We start from the raw sequence: 15,755 nt of genomic DNA on the forward strand, positions 1-15,755 counted from the left end.
TAAACAAAAGCCCATTTTAACTGAAAGTCTTCCAGCAATCCAAGTCTCTTCTGTTAAGAATTTTAAGTACATTGTAAGCGACCAAGCGATTCATTGCCGAATGTTGCAGTTTCAGGCGAAACACCCCTTGCCGTTTGGGGGTGTAACTGCACGTATAGCGGTTCGAGTTGATTTTCTGACTGCTGACTATTCGACAAAGACAAGGTGTTTGTCTCATCCTGGTTTAAAGCCTGGGCATAGCCCGGTTCACAACCTAACTCATTGATAATGACCGTGTGACTTTCATTCCAGGTATCGGGAGGGTGCTCAACCCAGGTAAATTCCACCCAGTCGTGAAGAGCGGCTAAATTAATCAGAAGGCAGAGAATGGTGGCGGTAATTAACGTCGCAAACGCTGCGGGAGGAAAACAAAAAACCAGGGTAGTCGCCAGAGCAGTTACCAGGCTGGCTGAGGTCATTAACAGCGCGTAGCGTATGTACACTGCCTGGCGTTTGGAGGAGTACTCCTCATCATAGACGGGTGGGTGGCACATTTTATGGTATTCTGCAACGCACCATAAAATGTTGCTGACCAGAAAGAGCCATGCTGCCGGGATGAGAGCAGGCGGAAAGGCAATCGCTGCGAGACACGTCAGGATGGCTAAGGTGCCCAGGACCGCAGCAACCTTGTGCTGGCTTTTAAACTGAACAGTGCCATACCATGAGTTAATGTGGGAGGGCTGGTCGGGATAACGTTCACAGGCGGCGAGCCAGAGTGAATACGCGGTGAGGTAACAAAGCAGCGACAACAGATTGAAAATCGCCGATACGAAAACCAGAGGGATACTTTGCAGCTTGGAAAAAACAAAACCCATGAGAAAAAATAGACCACTGGCTTTATCCAGGCGTTTAGCATGGCGGAGCTTTTTGGTTGTTGTTGTCATTGGTTTTATTGATGGGCATAAATGAATTAAGTTAGCACAGTGACATTAGTATAGAAAGTGTTAATTTAATGTTTTAGATGCTAAAAATTTGCTAACGAAGGGGCAAATTATTGCCGTGTCTGTGCGTGTGGTGATTATTCTGGTGTAAGGCCAACTGCAGGCAGGGTAATGATAACCTGTAAGCCGCCTTCTGTGCGATTTTTGGCGATAACGCTGCCGTTATGGAGGGCGATCGCCTGTTGAGCAATGGACAATCCCAGGCCATAACCGCCCGTTTTTTTCTCACGGGACGTGTCGACCCGATAAAAAGGATTAAAGATTTTATCCAGCTGATCCTGGGGTACTCCCGGCCCGCGGTCTTCAATGGTGATGAAGAGTAATGAGCGTTCATCGTTAAATGACAAAATGATAAACACTTCTTCATCTGCGGGTGAATACCGTAAGGCATTACGAACAATGTTTTCAATAGCGCGGTGAACCAGACGTTCATCGACGCTTAACATAAAATGATCGACACGGGTAATGACGTGCACGCGCTGGCTGCCCGATTCAAAATTGGCGTCTTTCGCAATTTGCTGAAGCAAGACGGGCATGTCAACCGCTGAGGGATGCACTTCATTGACTGATTTATCGAGTCTTGCGAATTCAAGTATTTCGCCTATGAGCGTATTTAAACGCAGGCACTCCTCTTCCATGCGCGAGAAGGCTCCTTCTGCCTCAGGGCTTGATTTTTTTCGTCCAATCGCAATCGCTATCTGCAATCTGGCTAAAGGCGAGCGCAACTCATGGGAGATGTCCTGCAAAAGCCTTTCTTTGGAGTTCATGATGTTTTCCAATTGCTCTGCCATGCGATCAAATTCACCACTTAATTCGGCAATTTCATCGCGGTGATGACCTTTAAAGCGGCCAACCCGGGTATTTAATTTACCTGTCGCGATTGATTTAGCGGCCATGCGCAATGACCTAAGTGGCTTGGTTAAATAAATCGACAGCAAATAGCAGATTAAACCGCTGATGAAAATAGCGATCAGGAGGCGCAGGGTCAACCCGGCCCAGGGAATTTGGACAAAATGAGCCAGAGGTTTTTCACTGACAGCGACCAAGCGGTAAGATTTGCCGGTGGTGGACAGGATTTCATGGCTGACAACGATGTCGCCAAATTTAAGCAAACCGTCATCGAGGCGTTGATTAACGAGTTCATCGGCAATGGTTTTAACAACGGGCGGCGGTGTCTGTGTGCTGATGATTTCACCGGTGCTGACCAAAAGGAAAAGCGTCATCTTTTTTGACATACCGGTTTGCTGCATCCATTGCGTTAATGCGGCGTGCTGTCCTGATTCAAACGTTGCCACCGCGGCATTGGCATAACTGTCCATAAAAACCTGTTCCCGGGCCGGTATGGAGGATTTCTGCGCAATTTCACTGGTTACCCACGCGGTAGTCAGAATAATCAGGCTCGAGGCTAACCAGAAGGTTAAGAAAATTTTCCAATACAGGCTACGCATTAAACATGTATCCAAATCCGCGAACGGTTTTGACCAGCGGTTCACCCTGCGGGTTATCGCCCAGTTTGTTGCGAAGATTGCTGATGTGGACATCGATGCTGCGATCGTAGGCCGTGTATTTTCTGCCTAAGGCATATTCCGTCAGTTCTTCTTTGGAGAATGCCTGACCCGGTGATTTAATCAGCATTTCAAGAATGTTGAATTCGGCATTGGTCAGCTCCATCGGCGCGCCTTGATAAGTGACGATGCGCTTTGAACAATCCACAACGATGTCATGGTGTTCGATAACCGGCCTGTGAGTGGGCATTTTTTGCGTGCGGCGCAAAATGGCCCTCAAGCGGGCGACCAGTTCGCGCGGATTACAGGGTTTCGGCAAATAATCATCGGCGCCGATTTCAAGCCCGACGATGCGATCGATGTCATCGCCGCGGGCGGTTAACATCAGAACCGGGGTTTGCACGTGTTCGCGAATGGCTTTGAGAACTTCAAAACCGTTTAATTTGGGAAGCATGACATCCAGAATAATGGCATCAAAGCTTTGATTTACTGCCCGTTTCACGGCGTTTTCGCCATCATGAACGCAGACGACATGAAACCCTTCAGGCTCCAGGTACTGAACAAGCAGGTCGGTCAGTTCGGTATCATCATCAACAATTAAGATATTATTGTTCATTTCACTCGTTGTCCTGGTAATGGTTCGTGTTCAAATGCAGCGCGTTTGTCATAGCAAGCCAGCAGTTTAATGCGGCGCGCGTCAGCATTTATCACCTTAAACTCAAAATCGTCGATGGTCGTCACTTCGCCACGCTTGGGTAAATAACCAAAACTGGCCATGACGATGCCGCCAATGGTATCGTACGATTCGTCGCTGAAACTGGCATGAAGTTGCTCATTAAATTCTTCAATGGGTGTATGGGCTTTAACAATGTATTGCGCATCCCCATGCTCTTTAATATAAGCTTCTTCATCAATATCAAATTCATCTTCAATATCACCGATAATCTGCTCGATAATATCTTCAATCGTCACAAAACCGCTAACGCCGCCGTACTCATCGACAACAAGAGCCATATGGTTTCGATTTGTACGAAATTCGCTAAGCAACAAATCCAGACGCTTGCTTTCTGGAACGAAGGTAGCTGTGCGAACAATGTCGTTTAAATCAAACTCACTATTATTTTGCGCCTGATACCTTAACAAATCCTTAGCATGCAAAATTCCGATGATTTCATCGGGGTGATCCCCTGTCACTGGAAAGCGTGAATGGCCTGAGCTGGTTACGGTTTCTATGACTTGTTTCAAGCTGTCATTCTGGGAAATGCTGGTCATTTGTTTTTTGGGCAACATGATATCCCGGACACGCATTTGTGAAAACTGGATGACGCCTTCGATCATGCCCAGTGTTTCTGAGTCAATCAACGCACGGATCTGCGCATCACGCAACAGGCTGATTAACTCCTCTTTATTTCTCGGCTCCAGTTGTAAAAATTGTTTTAAGCGTATAAACCAGGAGCTGTTTTCGTCCTCTTTACTCAAGGTGATTATCCTCATCAAGATAAGGGTTGGTAAATCCTATTGCTGCCAACAGGCTGATTTCCTGAGCCTGCATGATGCGGGCATCGTCCTCTTCAATGTGATCAAAACCCAATAAATGCAATACTCCATGGATGACAATATGAGCCCAGTGAAAATCCAGGGCTTTGTTTAATTCCTGACTTTCAACCAATAAAACGGCAGGGCAGACAATGACATCCCCAAGCAAAGGGTAATCCATGGCAATAGCGGCGGGTATATTGGATGGAAAGGCCAGCACATTGGTGGTTTTATGCTGTTTCCTGTAGGTTGAGTTCAAGTCCATCATTTCCTCAGGGCTGACCAGACGCAGGGTTAATTCAGCCTTTTCCCGGTGTGCCTTAAGTGGTAGTTCGGCATAGGAAATTAAACAGGCTTCGTTGATGGGTAACGGGTCTTCGCAGGCTATTTGAAGATCGATGACATAATTCATGATTTGCTTTCCTTTGACGACGCTTCATAGCAATCAACGATGCGGGAAACGAGCGGATGGCGCACCACTTCACGGCTAGTGAAGGTATGAATGCCAATGCTGTCAATGTCTTTAAGGATTTTTACGGCATGAATAAGGCCGGATTGGATGCCTTTGGGCAAATCCGTTTGGGTCATGTCACCGGTGATAACGGCCTTGGAGCCAAAGCCCATACGGGTTAAAAACATTTTCATCTGCGCCACGGTGGTATTTTGCGCTTCATCAAGAATAATAAACGCTTCGTTCAGTGTGCGGCCACGCATGAAGGCTAAAGGCAGAATTTCAATCACATCGCTCTGGATGAGTTTTTGCGCCTCTTTAAAACCGATCATTTCATAGAGAGAATCATAAATGGGCCGCAGGTAGGGCAAGACTTTCTCAACTAAGTCACCGGGCAAAAACCCGAGTTTCTCACCGGCTTCGACGGCGGGTCTTACAAAGACAAGTTTTTGTACCTCACCTTTTTCAAAGGCTTCAATAGCCTTGGATACAGCAAGGTAGGTTTTGCCGGTACCGGCAGGGCCTATGGCAAAGGTGATGTCATGACGGTTGATGCTTTCCAAATACTCAACCTGTTTGCTGTTTTTGGCAAGAATGGATTTTCGGCTTAATTTAACTGGGTGATTCATAACCGTTTGCGGTTCCTCATCTTGAATTAGTGGTAATACCATTTCACTGGCAATAGGTTTATCTGATACCCGGTACAATTGCTGAAGGACCTGTTCCGCTTTCGACAGATTCCCAAGGGAGGGGCCTGAAAGAAAGATCTGGTCATGGGCAACGCGTACAGACAGATTGAAATGGCGTTCGAGAAGGGTAATGTTTTCATGCAGGGTACCACATATATTAGCAAGGCGTTTCATAGTTAAACGTGGCAGGGAAACCTTTTTAATCTGTAGTGTACTGCTCAATGTTAGTTAATTGAAAATAAGTGACTCTGATTAAAGGATAGTTCATAACGGTGTTTATCTGCAAGTCAGAATGTGAATAACATGTAACTGTGATATAATAAACCATTTTACTCCATTCTTTCTGTAAAAAAGAGACTCAAGGTGAATCCGTGTCGTTAGGTCCCAATTCTTTAATTATTGATCTGCATTGCCACAGCCATTATTCGGATGGACTGCATAGCCCGGACGAATTAATCAATCAATCAGTCGCGGTGGGCGTACGTCTTTTAGCGTTGACTGATCATGACACGGTAGCCGGGTTGCCGGCCTTGCATGAGGCGGCTAGTCAGCACGCTTCGCTTACCGTGATTAATGGCATCGAGCTTAGCACGCGCTGGAAAAAATACGATATCCATATTGTGGGCTTAAGGATTGATCCGCAGCATCCCGAGTTAATCAAACTCAATGAAAAACAAAACGAAAGCCGAATCAGCCGCGCCCATGAAATTGGCCAGCGTCTGGCGTTGGCCGGCATTGACAAGGCTTACCAAAAAGCCTGTGATTTAGCCGGACATGAACGGGTAGGGCGACCTCATTTTGCTCAGGTGCTCGTCGATGAAGGCTTGGCTGTGGACCGGCAGGCGGCGTTTAAACGCTTTCTTGGCCGGGGACGCATGGCCTATATTCCAACCCCCTGGTTGTCGATTCCCGAGGCGGTTGCCGGTATTATGAACGCCGGCGGGGAAGCGGTTCTGGCTCATCCCTTAAAATACAATTTAACCCGTACCCGTCTGCATGAACTGATCAATGAATTCAAGTCAGCGGGCGGTACAGGTATTGAAGTCGTATCCGGTGAAATGACGGTGACTCAGGTTCAGGAAATGGCAGGATTGGCGCTTCGCTACGAATTGCTGGCCTCTTCCGGCTCGGATTACCACGGCGCCCAGGTATCGCGTATTTCCCTTGGACGCCAGCGTCAACTCCCGCTAAACTGTACGCCTATATGGCAACAATGGACAATTTGACAGGGGATATGAATGAGTCAGTTTTTTGCTATACATCCTGATAATCCACAGGCCCGGCTATTGAGAAAAGCGGCTAATCTGATTGAAGAAGGCGGTATTCTGGTTTATCCCACGGATTCAGGGTATGCCTTAGGCTGCAGACTGGGTAATAAAGCCGCCCTGGAACGTATACGCAAGTTAAGGCAACTCGATAAAAATCATAACATGACGCTGGTGTGCCGTGACCTGTCGCAACTGGGCACGTATGCGCGTGTGACGAACCCCATTTTCAGGCTGCTGAAGGCATTTACGCCGGGCTCTTATACTTTTATCCTGAATGCAACCCATGAAGTGCCGCGTTTGATGCTGCACCCCAAACGAAAAACCCTGGGTCTGCGGGTGCCCGACAACACGATTACTCTGGCCTTGCTTGAACATCTGGAAACGCCGATTATGAGCACCACCCTGATTCTGCCCGGAGCCAATGCCCCTTTGGGTCAACCGGAAGCCATTCAGGATTTATTGGGCAATCAGGTCGATTTGATTATTGATGGCGGAAATTGCGGTTATGAACCCACCACCGTTGTTGATTTAACCGGCGATTACCCAGTCATTCTACGTGAAGGGAAAGGGGACCCTGAACCTTTTAAATGATAATCAACAATTGAGGAACTCGATGTCAGCCTTGTTTAGTGCGAGTAAACGTGTAGTCTCTGGCATGCGTGCCAGTGGTCGTCTTCATCTTGGACACTACCATGGTGTGATTAAAAACTGGTTGAAGTTGCAGCACCAGTATGATTGTTATTTTTTTGTGGCCGATTGGCATGGGTTAACAACCCGTTACGATGAGCCCGGGTTTATTGAAACCATTCTTTGGGATATGGTCATTGACTGGTTAGCCTGTGGCATTAACCCCAGCCTGTCTAAAATTTTTATCCAGTCCTGGGTGCCTGAGCATGCTGAGCTTCACCTGCTTTTATCGATGATTACGCCGCTGGGTTGGCTTGAGCGGGTGCCCACATTTAAAGATCAACAGGAAAAGCTGCATGATAAGGATTTGGCGACTTATGGGTTTCTCGGCTACCCACTGCTGCAGAGCGCCGATGTGTTACTGTACAAAGCGGATTATGTACCGGTCGGTGAAGATCAGGTGGCTCACATTGAATTAACCCGTGAAGTGGCACGCCGTTTTAATCATATTTACGGCCGTGAACCGAATTTCGAAGCCCTGGCCATGGAAGGCATCAAGAAAATGGGCAAGAAAAACGGTAGCCTTTATACGGAATTACGCCGTCAGTTTCAACAGGATGGCGATCATGAATCCTTAAACACCGCCAAAGCTCTGCTTGCCAATCAGCATAACCTGTCCCTGGGTGATAAAGAGCGTTTACTGGGCTATCTGGATGGGTCAGGGAAAATCATCTTGCCTGAACCGCAACCCCTGTTAACCGAAACATCCAAAATGCCAGGCATAGATGGACAAAAAATGTCCAAATCTTATAATAACACCATTAGTCTTCGGGAAGAGCCTGAGCAGGTTGAGAAAAAAATACTGACCATGCCAACCGATCCTGCGCGGGTGAAGCGTACGGATCCGGGCGAACCTGAAAAATGCCCCGTCTGGCAATTACACAAAATTTATTCCTCCGATGAGGTGAAGGCCTGGGTACAAACGGGCTGCCGCACGGCCGGTATTGGCTGCATCGAATGCAAGCGCCCGGTGGTTGATGCTATTCACCAGGAGTTAAAACCTATTCAGACGGCAATTAAGGAATTTGAAGAGGATTTAGGCTCTGTAAAACGCATCGTCGCCGACGGCAGTGAAGCGGCAAGGGAAGAGGCTAATAAAACGTTAAATGATGTCCGGGAAGTGATAGGGCTGGATTATTGATGGATGCGATGCTGGCGGATACCCCTGCACCGGCTCTGGCTTTTATCAGCGGTAAGCCGTTTACCGAGATGCCGGCGGATCTGTTTATTCCGCCCGATGCGTTGGAAATCCTGCTGGACAGCTTTTCAGGCCCATTGGATTTGTTGCTTTACCTTATCCGCCGGCAGAACATCGACATCCTTGATATCCCCATTGCCCATATTACCCGGCAATACATACAGTATATTCAACTCATTGAAACGACCCGCCTTGAACTGGCCGCTGACTACCTGGTCATGGCGGCCATGCTCGCTGAAATCAAATCCCGCTGCCTGTTGCCGCCAACGCCTCATGCGGAGGATGAGGCAGAAGAGGATCCGCGCATGGTGCTGGTGCGTAAACTGAAAGCCTATGAAGAAATGAAAATGGCGTCAGAAAGTCTCGATGAACTGCCGCGTTGCGAACGGGATTATTTTCGTGTCCAGATTTCGGCAACAGGCCTTACGGTGATGACCATCCATCCTGATGTTGAACTGGCTTCATTACCGGAAATCATGCGGCAATTGGCTGAAAAACAAGGCCATCAACTCAACCATCACATCAGCCGTGAACAATTATCGGTACGTGAGCGGATGACGATGGTTCTTGACCGCTTAAGCCAGGAAAAAACCCTGCTGTTTTCCCGTCTCTTTTCAGCGACAGAAGGGCGTATGGGATTGACCGTCAGCCTGTTGGCCGTCCTTGAACTGGCAAGGCAGTCCTTGATAATCATTAATCAGGGCATCCTTTATGGCCCGATTCATATTATGGCGGTAGACCATGGATAATCAGCAATTAAAAGCTATCCTTGAAGCCTTATTGATGAGTTCCCCGGATGCATTGAGCATGCAACAGTTGCTTTCTGTATTCAATGAGTGGGAAAATCCTGGCCTTGAACGTATGGAGCAGGCGCTTTTGAGTCTGAAACAGGATTACAGCGAGAGGGGAATAGAGCTGACACAGGTAGCAAGCGGCTACTGTTTTCAAACCAAAGCAAAATATGCTCACTGGATAAGCCGCCTCAAGGCGGAAAAGCCGGCTAAATATTCGCGCGCCTTGTTGGAAACCTTAGCCATTATTGCTTACAAACAACCCGTAACACGGGCCGATATCGAGGATATTCGAGGGGTTGCCGTCAGCAGTTCCATGTTAAGAACTTTATTGGAGCGGGAGTGGGTTCGCGTAGCCGGGCATCGTGATGTGCCAGGCAAACCTGCCGTGTATGTCACAACCAAAGCGTTTCTGGATTATTTTAATTTAAGAAGCCTTGACGAATTGCCTTCCCTGAGTATAACGGAGGATATGCCCCTCCCCACCCGCAACGAATCAGTAGAAGAGTGTGTAGAATAAATGACAACCGAACGATTACAGAAAATACTGAGCCAGGCAGGCTTTGGATCTCGACGCGAAATGGAACGCTGGATAGAAATGGGCATGGTCTGCGTCAATGGAACTGTAGCCAAACTGGGCGACAGCGCCGGGCCTGATGATAAAATTATTGTCAAGGGCAAGGTGATTGCCAATCCCTTGAAAGCAGAGCTTAAGACACGTATCCTGCTTTACCATAAGCCGGTCGGCGAAATTTCAAGCCGCAGCGATCCCAATCATAGCCGGACGGTGTTTGATAAGTTGCCGCCGCTTCGCCAGGGGCGGTGGGTGCAGGTGGGACGTCTTGATATTAATACCTCAGGTTTATTGATTTTTACCAATAATGGCGATTTGGCCAATCGACTCATGCATCCTAAATTTGAGATTGAACGGGAATATGCCGTTCGTGTTCACGGTCAGGTTTCCGATGAAGCAATCAAAGCCTTGTTGAAGGGCGTTGAGCTGGACGACGGCCTGGCTAAATTCAAGCGCATTGATTTTAGCGGCGGTGAGGGCACCAATGCCTGGTACCATGTGACGCTCACAGAAGGCCGTAATCGCGAAGTACGCCGCCTTTGGCAATCACAAGGGGTTGAAGTCAGTCGCTTAATCCGCATCCGCTATGGCAAACTCACCATGCCGCGCTCGTTATCGCGAGGGGATCATGTCGAGTTGACACCTAAAGAAGTGGAAACGTTTATGAACAGTTTGAGCGCGCCGTGATAATGGGCTTTACAGTTTATTGGATAGATATCCTACTCTAGATACCGCGGACAAGCCGCGGTAGGTAGACTTCTGCGCTCGCATCATCGCCACTACATTTGACGTTCCGCTCCTTCCTCCCACGTTCAAGGGGCGGATTTGCAACGTATCGTGGTGGCATAGTCTGGATTTTGCCTCGGTCTTAAACCTCGCAATGTTCAACTTAAGCCAGCTCCGGTACCATATCCCCACGTACCGCGGCTTGACCGCGGTATCCACGTCCCACAACCGCGTGCTGGATTTCGCGCACAGAGGTAAACGAAGGCAGGTGGTAGTCTGGATTTTGCCTCGGTCTTAAACCTCGCAATGTTCAACTTAAGCCAGCTCCGGTACCGTATCCCCACGTACCGCGGCTTGACCGCGGTATCCACGTCCCCACAACCGCGTGCTATATGCGCTAAATTCAGGCGGTCATGATTAAACAGACCTTGTCAACCTAATCTTTATTAATTTGAAAATCGATCAACGTGATTAACCCACTCCACAACGCCGTCCAATGATAATCGTTTCGATCATGATTGCTCAACCGTTTCAGTAACACACCATTTTCTACCTTAAATAAAGGAGAATGATTGGGTAATTGTTCAATTTTATCAAAGTCGGGCAACCAGCCTAATTCGTCGTAAGAAGCAGGCAGCTTCCCATCGCGGAAAGTTGTATAAACCGCATCGGCAGAAAGCTGCATGATGTGGGTTAATATCTCAACATGCCTTGCCGCATCGGGATGGCTCAGGTAATCATCACCATAGGCTCTCCAGCTTAAACCCTGGGCGTTGCTGACTTCAAGTCCGTATTTTGAGTCTTCATCGTGCATGAGGTTGGCAATCAGGAGGTTAAGTATAGCCGGCAGGGCAATGTTGTTATGGATGGCGCGTCTTGGCGTTCTCATGTGGCCGGAAGACATGGAATCCGTGAGAAAGTGATTGGCAAATGCATTTTGCGCATACGCCCGCTGCAGGGCTTTGTTTGCCTCTGCCAGTTTGCCTTCGTCAAGGTAATGATGCGCTTCCAGCGCTGAACGCAAAGCAACCGCATGACCGGCGCGGTATGCGGTCAGGGAATCGGGGACAAAATGATCGAAGTTCACTTGCGCCAGCTTCAAATAAAGACCCAGGGGCAGGTAACCATTAACAGCCGTACCGCCGCAGCCAATGCGGTTAAGCGTCTGGGACAGTTCGCTGAAATGATGCTGGTAAAATTCCCAGGGCTTTTGTCCCTGCGCTTCAGCGGCTTTAAGTTGCGTCTCCAGAGTCTCAAAAAACTGACTGTATTCGCTCAGCAACGTGAGTGGGGTTTTACAGGAGTAATCGCTGGTCGTGCCGCCCAAGGTGTTAAACTGGCGTATGAAACAGGCTTCCTGCTGCTGGGTTTTACAATTTGAAATGGGTTTGTAGGGGTCGCCGAACAAATCGCCGGCATACATGACCAGTTCCCCGTAGCTTAGTTGCAATCCGTTAGGCAATGTCAGGCGATTGTTTTGCGGGGGGGGAAGAGGCGCCCAGTGAAGCACAACCCGGTTGCCATAATCGCGATGTTCAAGATTGGCAAAGCCGGCATTATGCTGCTTCAGTTGATCTTCGATCTGGTGATGATTGAGCGGGCCAGCTTTGGTTATGCCAACGATGAACCATGACAGCAGCAATTTGGCTATGATATCCTTTATCATTGTATTTTTCCTTGAATGTTTGATCTATTTAAGCGCATGATCTAAAGCGTATTCAAGCCAGTATGGTATCATAAGTCCTTGACGAATTTGACGTTAATTTAGAGTAGAGTAGTTGGATGAGCAGACGAACGCAACGACCCCCGAAGACACCTCAAACCGCGGAAATCGTTAACTTTAGCCATGATGGTCGCGGCATTGCCCGCATCAATGGCAAGACAACGTTTATCGAGAATGCCCTGCCGGGGGAAACCGTATTATTTCAGTATACCCGCACGAAAAGCGACTTTGATGAGGGGCGTGCGCTTGAGATTGTGTCACCAGCAGCCAATCGCGTGACGCCACGTTGCCCGCATTACAGTGCCTGTGGCGGCTGTTCATTGCAGCATCTGGATGAAAAAGCGCAGATTCATGAGAAACAAACCTTGTTGCTGGACTTGCTTCGCCGCATCGGTAAAGTCGAACCGGAATCGATATTACCTCCTTTAAGCGCAGGCAGTTGGCATTATCGTAACAAAGCCCGTCTAAGCGTGCGTTACGTTGAAAAGAAGCAGGGCACACTGGTGGGTTTTCGTGAAAAAAGCAACCCCCGCTATATCGCCGAGATTGAGCATTGCCCGGTGCTAAATGCCCGCGTCGATGATCATATCCTGCCTCTGCGTGCTCTGATTGATTCTTTTGATTCCCCGCAGAGTATTGCCCAGGTAGAAGTGGCAGCCGGTGATGAAGAGGTGGCGCTGATTTTCAGAAACATGGCAGCACTCAGTGAAAGGGATAAGGAAGCGCTTTGCCGCTTTGGTGAGACATCCGGTTTTAAATTGTATTTGCAACCCCAGGGACCTGACAGCGTCACCCTGTTTTATTCACCGGATGGCAGTGATGAGTACCTGCATTATCAATTGCCGGAGGAACAGGTCCGCTTCCGCTTTTATCCGACTGATTTTACTCAGGTTAACGCGGGTTTAAACCGCTTGATGGTCAGTAAGGCGCTGGAGTTAATGGCGGTGAATACGAAGGATACCGTACTCGATCTGTTCTGTGGTCTCGGCAATTTTTCCCTGCCGCTGGCTCGACGCTGTGCGAAGGTGATTGGCGTTGAAGGGAGTGAAACCATGGTTCAACGCGCGGCGATGAATGCGGACTATAATGGCCTTGGCAATGCACATTTTTATTGTGCTGATTTGGATCAGGTGGATGCTTTGGCGGCGATAGTCAAGCAACCCATTGATAAAATGCTGATTGACCCACCGCGTTCCGGGGCACTGGAAATTGTCCGCCAAATCGATAAACTTAATCCTATAAGGCTTGTTTATGTATCCTGTAATCCAGCGACACTTGCACGAGACACTGACGTTCTGGTCAATCATCATGGGTATCGTTTACGAGCGGTTGGGGTAATGGATATGTTTCCGCACACGTCGCACGTGGAGTCCATTGCCTTATTTGAAAAGGATAAACAGTGATGGTTAAGGTGAAAGAAAGTACGCCCTGGTTGTCAGATGGCGGTATTGATGTGGAGCAATGGCTCCATCAACTCGGCAGCAAAGGGTATTTTCAAGATCTGGGGATGATCCGTAACGCCTGTACGCTCAGCCAGTTAAGCGGCCATGATCACGCGACTGAAACCGGCGTCCCCTGTCTGCAACAGGGTTTAATCATGGCGGATATCCTGGCGGATTTGGAAGTCGATCAGGAAACATTGACGGCAGCCATTATTTTCGTCAGTGTCCATTATGCTGAACTATCACTGGATGATGTGGAAGAACAGCTCAATCCCGCCATTGCCAAACTGGTCAGAGGGGTTGAGCGTATGAGTGCCATGCATAATCTGCAGGCCTTGAATAATCCGCAAAACAAACACCAAATCGATAATATCCGTAAAATGCTGCTGGCCATGGTCGATGATGTGCGGGTGGTACTCATCAAATTGGCTGAACGCCTGAGTGTGCTGCGTGCCTCAAGCCAGCTTCCGGAAGCCTTGCGCACCCAAATTGCTACCGAAGCCATGGAAATTTATGCTCCACTGGCCAATCGACTGGGAATTGGAGCCATCAAATGGGAGATGGAGGATTTAGCCTTCCGTCTGCTGCATCCGGACGATTACAAGGCCATTGCCAAAGGGCTAAAGGCCAAACGGCTGGAGCGGGACCATTATGTTAATCTGATTGTCGAAGAACTCAACAAGTACATTCAGGGGTTGGGTGTGCATCATTTCGCTGTCTATGGGCGCTCCAAACACATTCACAGCATCTATAAAAAGATGACCCGCAAGAATGTATCGCTGGATGAAATTTACGATGCCACGGCCGTCCGGGTTTTGCTTGAAACCAAAGAGCAATGTTATGAAGTGTTGAGCATGGTTCATGATTTATGGAAACAGGTGCCTGCAGAATTTGATGATTACATTGCCAATCCCAAACCCAACGGCTATCAATCGTTGCACACGGCGGTCGTTGGTCCTGAAGATCGGGTTTTTGAAGTGCAAATTCGTACTTTTCAAATGCATGATCTGGCTGAGATGGGTGTGGCAGCGCATTGGAAATATAAAGAGAGCGGTATTCACCATAAACAAAGCCATGAACGTAAAATTGAATGGCTGCGGGATGTATTGGCCTGGCATAGAGAAATGGCTACTTCAAGCGGTGTTTCGGAAGCCATTGAAACCGAATTTCTTGAAGATCGGGTTTACGTATTTACACCCGATGGCGATGTGCTTGATTTGCCAGCGGGTGTCACACCTCTGGACTTTGCCTATCATGTCCACAGTAAAGTCGGTCATCGTTGCCGCGGCGCTAAAGTCAATGGCTCGATAGTGCCCTTGACCTATGCGTTAAAAACCGGCGATCGGGTGGAGATTTTAACGGGTAAGGACGAACGCCCCTCCCGTGACTGGATTAATCCCCATTTGAATTATTTAAAAACGTCGCGCGCCAAGGCAAAAGTGCTGCATTGGTTTAAGATGCAGGATTATGATAAAAATCGCGCTGAAGGCCATGAAATTCTTGACAAGGAATTGAAAACGCTGGGTATTAAAGCGGAAAAATTACAGGACGTGGTGAAGACCTTTAACTACAAACGTCTGGATGATTTGCTGGCTGCGCTTGGGCGGGGAGATATCAAACTCAGCCAGATTTTAAATCGCCTGTCACCCGCTGAGGTTGTTGAGCCCAGCATCCAAAACATTGTCAAGCCGCAGAGTGTGCCGGAAGTAACCGGCAGTGATTTGCGCATCGAGGGCGTCGGCAATTTAATGACCCATATGGCGCGGTGCTGTCAGCCAGTGCCGGGGGATACGGTTGTCGGCTACATCACCATCGGGCGCGGCGTGTCGGTGCATCGTCAGGATTGTCCCAACATCCTGCATGCCACTGACAAGCAGAAACAGCGGTTTTTACAGGTGAGTTGGGGAAGCGCCACCCGCGATCATTATGTGGTGGATATTCTCATCAAGGCGTTTGATCGGCCGGGCTTGCTGCGCGATGTCACCTCGTTGTTATCCAACGAAAAAGCCCATGTTTATGCCTTGCAAACGAACATCAACAAGCATGATAACAGTGCCTATATTACCTTGACTGTTGAAATTGACGGTTTAAACAGCCTGTCGCGGCTGTTAACCCGTCTTGAGCAGATTCCCAATGTGCTGGAGGCGAGAAGGCAGGTTTAACCGGCCTTCTCCTGCTGGCATGC

15 protein-coding genes are annotated in these 15,755 nt (G+C 48.5%); 8 read left to right on the forward strand and 7 right to left on the reverse strand.

Annotated features, from left to right (window positions below; all coding sequences use genetic code 11):
* Positions 1 to 62 precede the first annotated feature (62 nt).
* From Lery_RS09135 to Lery_RS09160, 6 genes are all read right to left on the reverse strand, one after another.
* Entirely contained in the window at positions 63 to 923 is an 861-nt protein-coding gene (locus Lery_RS09135) for a hypothetical protein (RefSeq protein WP_058526954.1), read from the reverse strand.
* 134 nt (positions 924 to 1,057) lie between these two features.
* Positions 1,058 to 2,428, reverse strand: a complete 1,371-nt coding sequence (gene cpxA, locus Lery_RS09140) for a two-component system sensor histidine kinase CpxA (protein ID WP_058526955.1) — start codon at positions 2,426 to 2,428, stop codon at positions 1,058 to 1,060.
* Positions 2,421 to 3,101, reverse strand: coding sequence for a two-component system response regulator CpxR (gene cpxR, locus Lery_RS09145; RefSeq protein WP_058526956.1), 681 nt, complete (start codon positions 3,099 to 3,101; stop codon positions 2,421 to 2,423). Before cpxR ends, cpxA begins: the two co-directional genes overlap by 8 nt.
* On the reverse strand, positions 3,098 to 3,979 hold the full coding sequence (locus Lery_RS09150) for an HlyC/CorC family transporter (RefSeq protein ID WP_131751053.1): 882 nt from the start codon (positions 3,977 to 3,979) through the stop codon (positions 3,098 to 3,100). The genes cpxR and Lery_RS09150 overlap by 4 nt, the downstream gene beginning before the upstream one ends.
* Positions 3,957 to 4,433: an rRNA maturation RNase YbeY gene (ybeY, locus tag Lery_RS09155; protein ID WP_058526958.1), complete on the reverse strand. Its 477-nt coding sequence runs from the start codon at positions 4,431 to 4,433 to the stop codon at positions 3,957 to 3,959. The genes Lery_RS09150 and ybeY overlap by 23 nt, the downstream gene beginning before the upstream one ends.
* Complete coding sequence (locus Lery_RS09160) at positions 4,430 to 5,383, reverse strand: PhoH family protein (protein WP_420324155.1); 954 nt, start codon at positions 5,381 to 5,383, stop codon at positions 4,430 to 4,432. The genes ybeY and Lery_RS09160 overlap by 4 nt, the downstream gene beginning before the upstream one ends.
* A gap of 173 nt (positions 5,384 to 5,556) precedes the next feature.
* Here Lery_RS09160 and Lery_RS09165 point away from each other — a divergent pair, with 173 nt between their 5' ends.
* Genes Lery_RS09165 through rluB form a run of 6 tightly spaced genes read left to right on the forward strand, consistent with a single transcriptional unit; the run spans position 5,557 to position 10,366 of the window.
* Positions 5,557 to 6,387 carry a PHP domain-containing protein gene (locus Lery_RS09165; protein ID WP_058526979.1) on the forward strand — a complete coding sequence of 277 codons (831 nt, stop codon included), beginning with the start codon at positions 5,557 to 5,559 and terminating at the stop codon, positions 6,385 to 6,387.
* Positions 6,388 to 6,399: 12 nt separating this feature from the next.
* A complete protein-coding gene (locus Lery_RS09170; RefSeq protein ID WP_058526960.1) occupies positions 6,400 to 7,020 on the forward strand; it encodes an L-threonylcarbamoyladenylate synthase in 621 nt (206 codons plus the stop codon).
* Positions 7,021 to 7,042: 22 nt separating this feature from the next.
* Positions 7,043 to 8,257: a tryptophan--tRNA ligase gene (locus Lery_RS09175; RefSeq protein WP_058526961.1), complete on the forward strand. Its 1,215-nt coding sequence runs from the start codon at positions 7,043 to 7,045 to the stop codon at positions 8,255 to 8,257.
* On the forward strand, positions 8,257 to 9,063 hold the full coding sequence (locus tag Lery_RS09180; protein ID WP_058526962.1) for a segregation and condensation protein A: 807 nt from the start codon (positions 8,257 to 8,259) through the stop codon (positions 9,061 to 9,063). Before Lery_RS09175 ends, Lery_RS09180 begins: the two co-directional genes overlap by 1 nt.
* On the forward strand, positions 9,056 to 9,625 hold the full coding sequence (gene scpB / locus Lery_RS09185; protein ID WP_058526963.1) for an SMC-Scp complex subunit ScpB: 570 nt from the start codon (positions 9,056 to 9,058) through the stop codon (positions 9,623 to 9,625). Before Lery_RS09180 ends, scpB begins: the two co-directional genes overlap by 8 nt.
* Positions 9,626 to 10,366, forward strand: coding sequence for a 23S rRNA pseudouridine(2605) synthase RluB (gene rluB, locus Lery_RS09190; protein WP_058526964.1), 741 nt, complete (start codon positions 9,626 to 9,628; stop codon positions 10,364 to 10,366).
* A gap of 475 nt (positions 10,367 to 10,841) precedes the next feature.
* On the opposite strand, the gene Lery_RS09195 is transcribed toward rluB, so the two are convergent.
* On the reverse strand, positions 10,842 to 12,071 hold the full coding sequence (locus tag Lery_RS09195) for a hypothetical protein (RefSeq protein WP_058526965.1): 1,230 nt from the start codon (positions 12,069 to 12,071) through the stop codon (positions 10,842 to 10,844).
* A gap of 116 nt (positions 12,072 to 12,187) precedes the next feature.
* Here Lery_RS09195 and rlmD point away from each other — a divergent pair, with 116 nt between their 5' ends.
* Both rlmD and relA read left to right on the forward strand, forming a co-directional pair.
* Positions 12,188 to 13,531, forward strand: coding sequence for a 23S rRNA (uracil(1939)-C(5))-methyltransferase RlmD (rlmD, locus tag Lery_RS09200; protein ID WP_058526966.1), 1,344 nt, complete (start codon positions 12,188 to 12,190; stop codon positions 13,529 to 13,531).
* On the forward strand, positions 13,531 to 15,732 hold the full coding sequence (gene relA, locus Lery_RS09205) for a GTP diphosphokinase (protein ID WP_058526967.1): 2,202 nt from the start codon (positions 13,531 to 13,533) through the stop codon (positions 15,730 to 15,732). Before rlmD ends, relA begins: the two co-directional genes overlap by 1 nt.
* Positions 15,733 to 15,755: the final 23 nt, after the last annotated feature.

The organism is Legionella erythra (assembly GCF_001467615.1).
Taxonomy (GTDB): Bacteria; Pseudomonadota; Gammaproteobacteria; order Legionellales; family Legionellaceae; genus Legionella_C; species Legionella_C erythra.

Bases quoted from the DNA above. Each gene is read 5' to 3' on its own strand.
- Lery_RS09180 (WP_058526962.1), top strand. From the start codon at position 8,257: ATGGATGCGATGCTGGCGGATACCCCTGCACCGGCTCTGGCTTTTATC.
- relA (WP_058526967.1), top strand. From the start codon at position 13,531: ATGGTTAAGGTGAAAGAAAGTACGCCCTGGTTGTCAGATGGCGGTATT.
- Lery_RS09135 (WP_058526954.1), bottom strand. From the start codon at position 923: ATGACAACAACAACCAAAAAGCTCCGCCATGCTAAACGCCTGGATAAA.
- scpB (WP_058526963.1), top strand. From the start codon at position 9,056: ATGGATAATCAGCAATTAAAAGCTATCCTTGAAGCCTTATTGATGAGT.
- Lery_RS09170 (WP_058526960.1), top strand. From the start codon at position 6,400: ATGAGTCAGTTTTTTGCTATACATCCTGATAATCCACAGGCCCGGCTA.
- rlmD (WP_058526966.1), top strand. From the start codon at position 12,188: ATGAGCAGACGAACGCAACGACCCCCGAAGACACCTCAAACCGCGGAA.
- ybeY (WP_058526958.1), bottom strand. From the start codon at position 4,433: ATGAATTATGTCATCGATCTTCAAATAGCCTGCGAAGACCCGTTACCC.
- cpxR (WP_058526956.1), bottom strand. From the start codon at position 3,101: ATGAACAATAATATCTTAATTGTTGATGATGATACCGAACTGACCGAC.
- Lery_RS09150 (WP_131751053.1), bottom strand. From the start codon at position 3,979: ATGAGGATAATCACCTTGAGTAAAGAGGACGAAAACAGCTCCTGGTTT.
- Lery_RS09175 (WP_058526961.1), top strand. From the start codon at position 7,043: ATGTCAGCCTTGTTTAGTGCGAGTAAACGTGTAGTCTCTGGCATGCGT.
- rluB (WP_058526964.1), top strand. From the start codon at position 9,626: ATGACAACCGAACGATTACAGAAAATACTGAGCCAGGCAGGCTTTGGA.
- cpxA (WP_058526955.1), bottom strand. From the start codon at position 2,428: ATGCGTAGCCTGTATTGGAAAATTTTCTTAACCTTCTGGTTAGCCTCG.
- Lery_RS09195 (WP_058526965.1), bottom strand. From the start codon at position 12,071: ATGATAAAGGATATCATAGCCAAATTGCTGCTGTCATGGTTCATCGTT.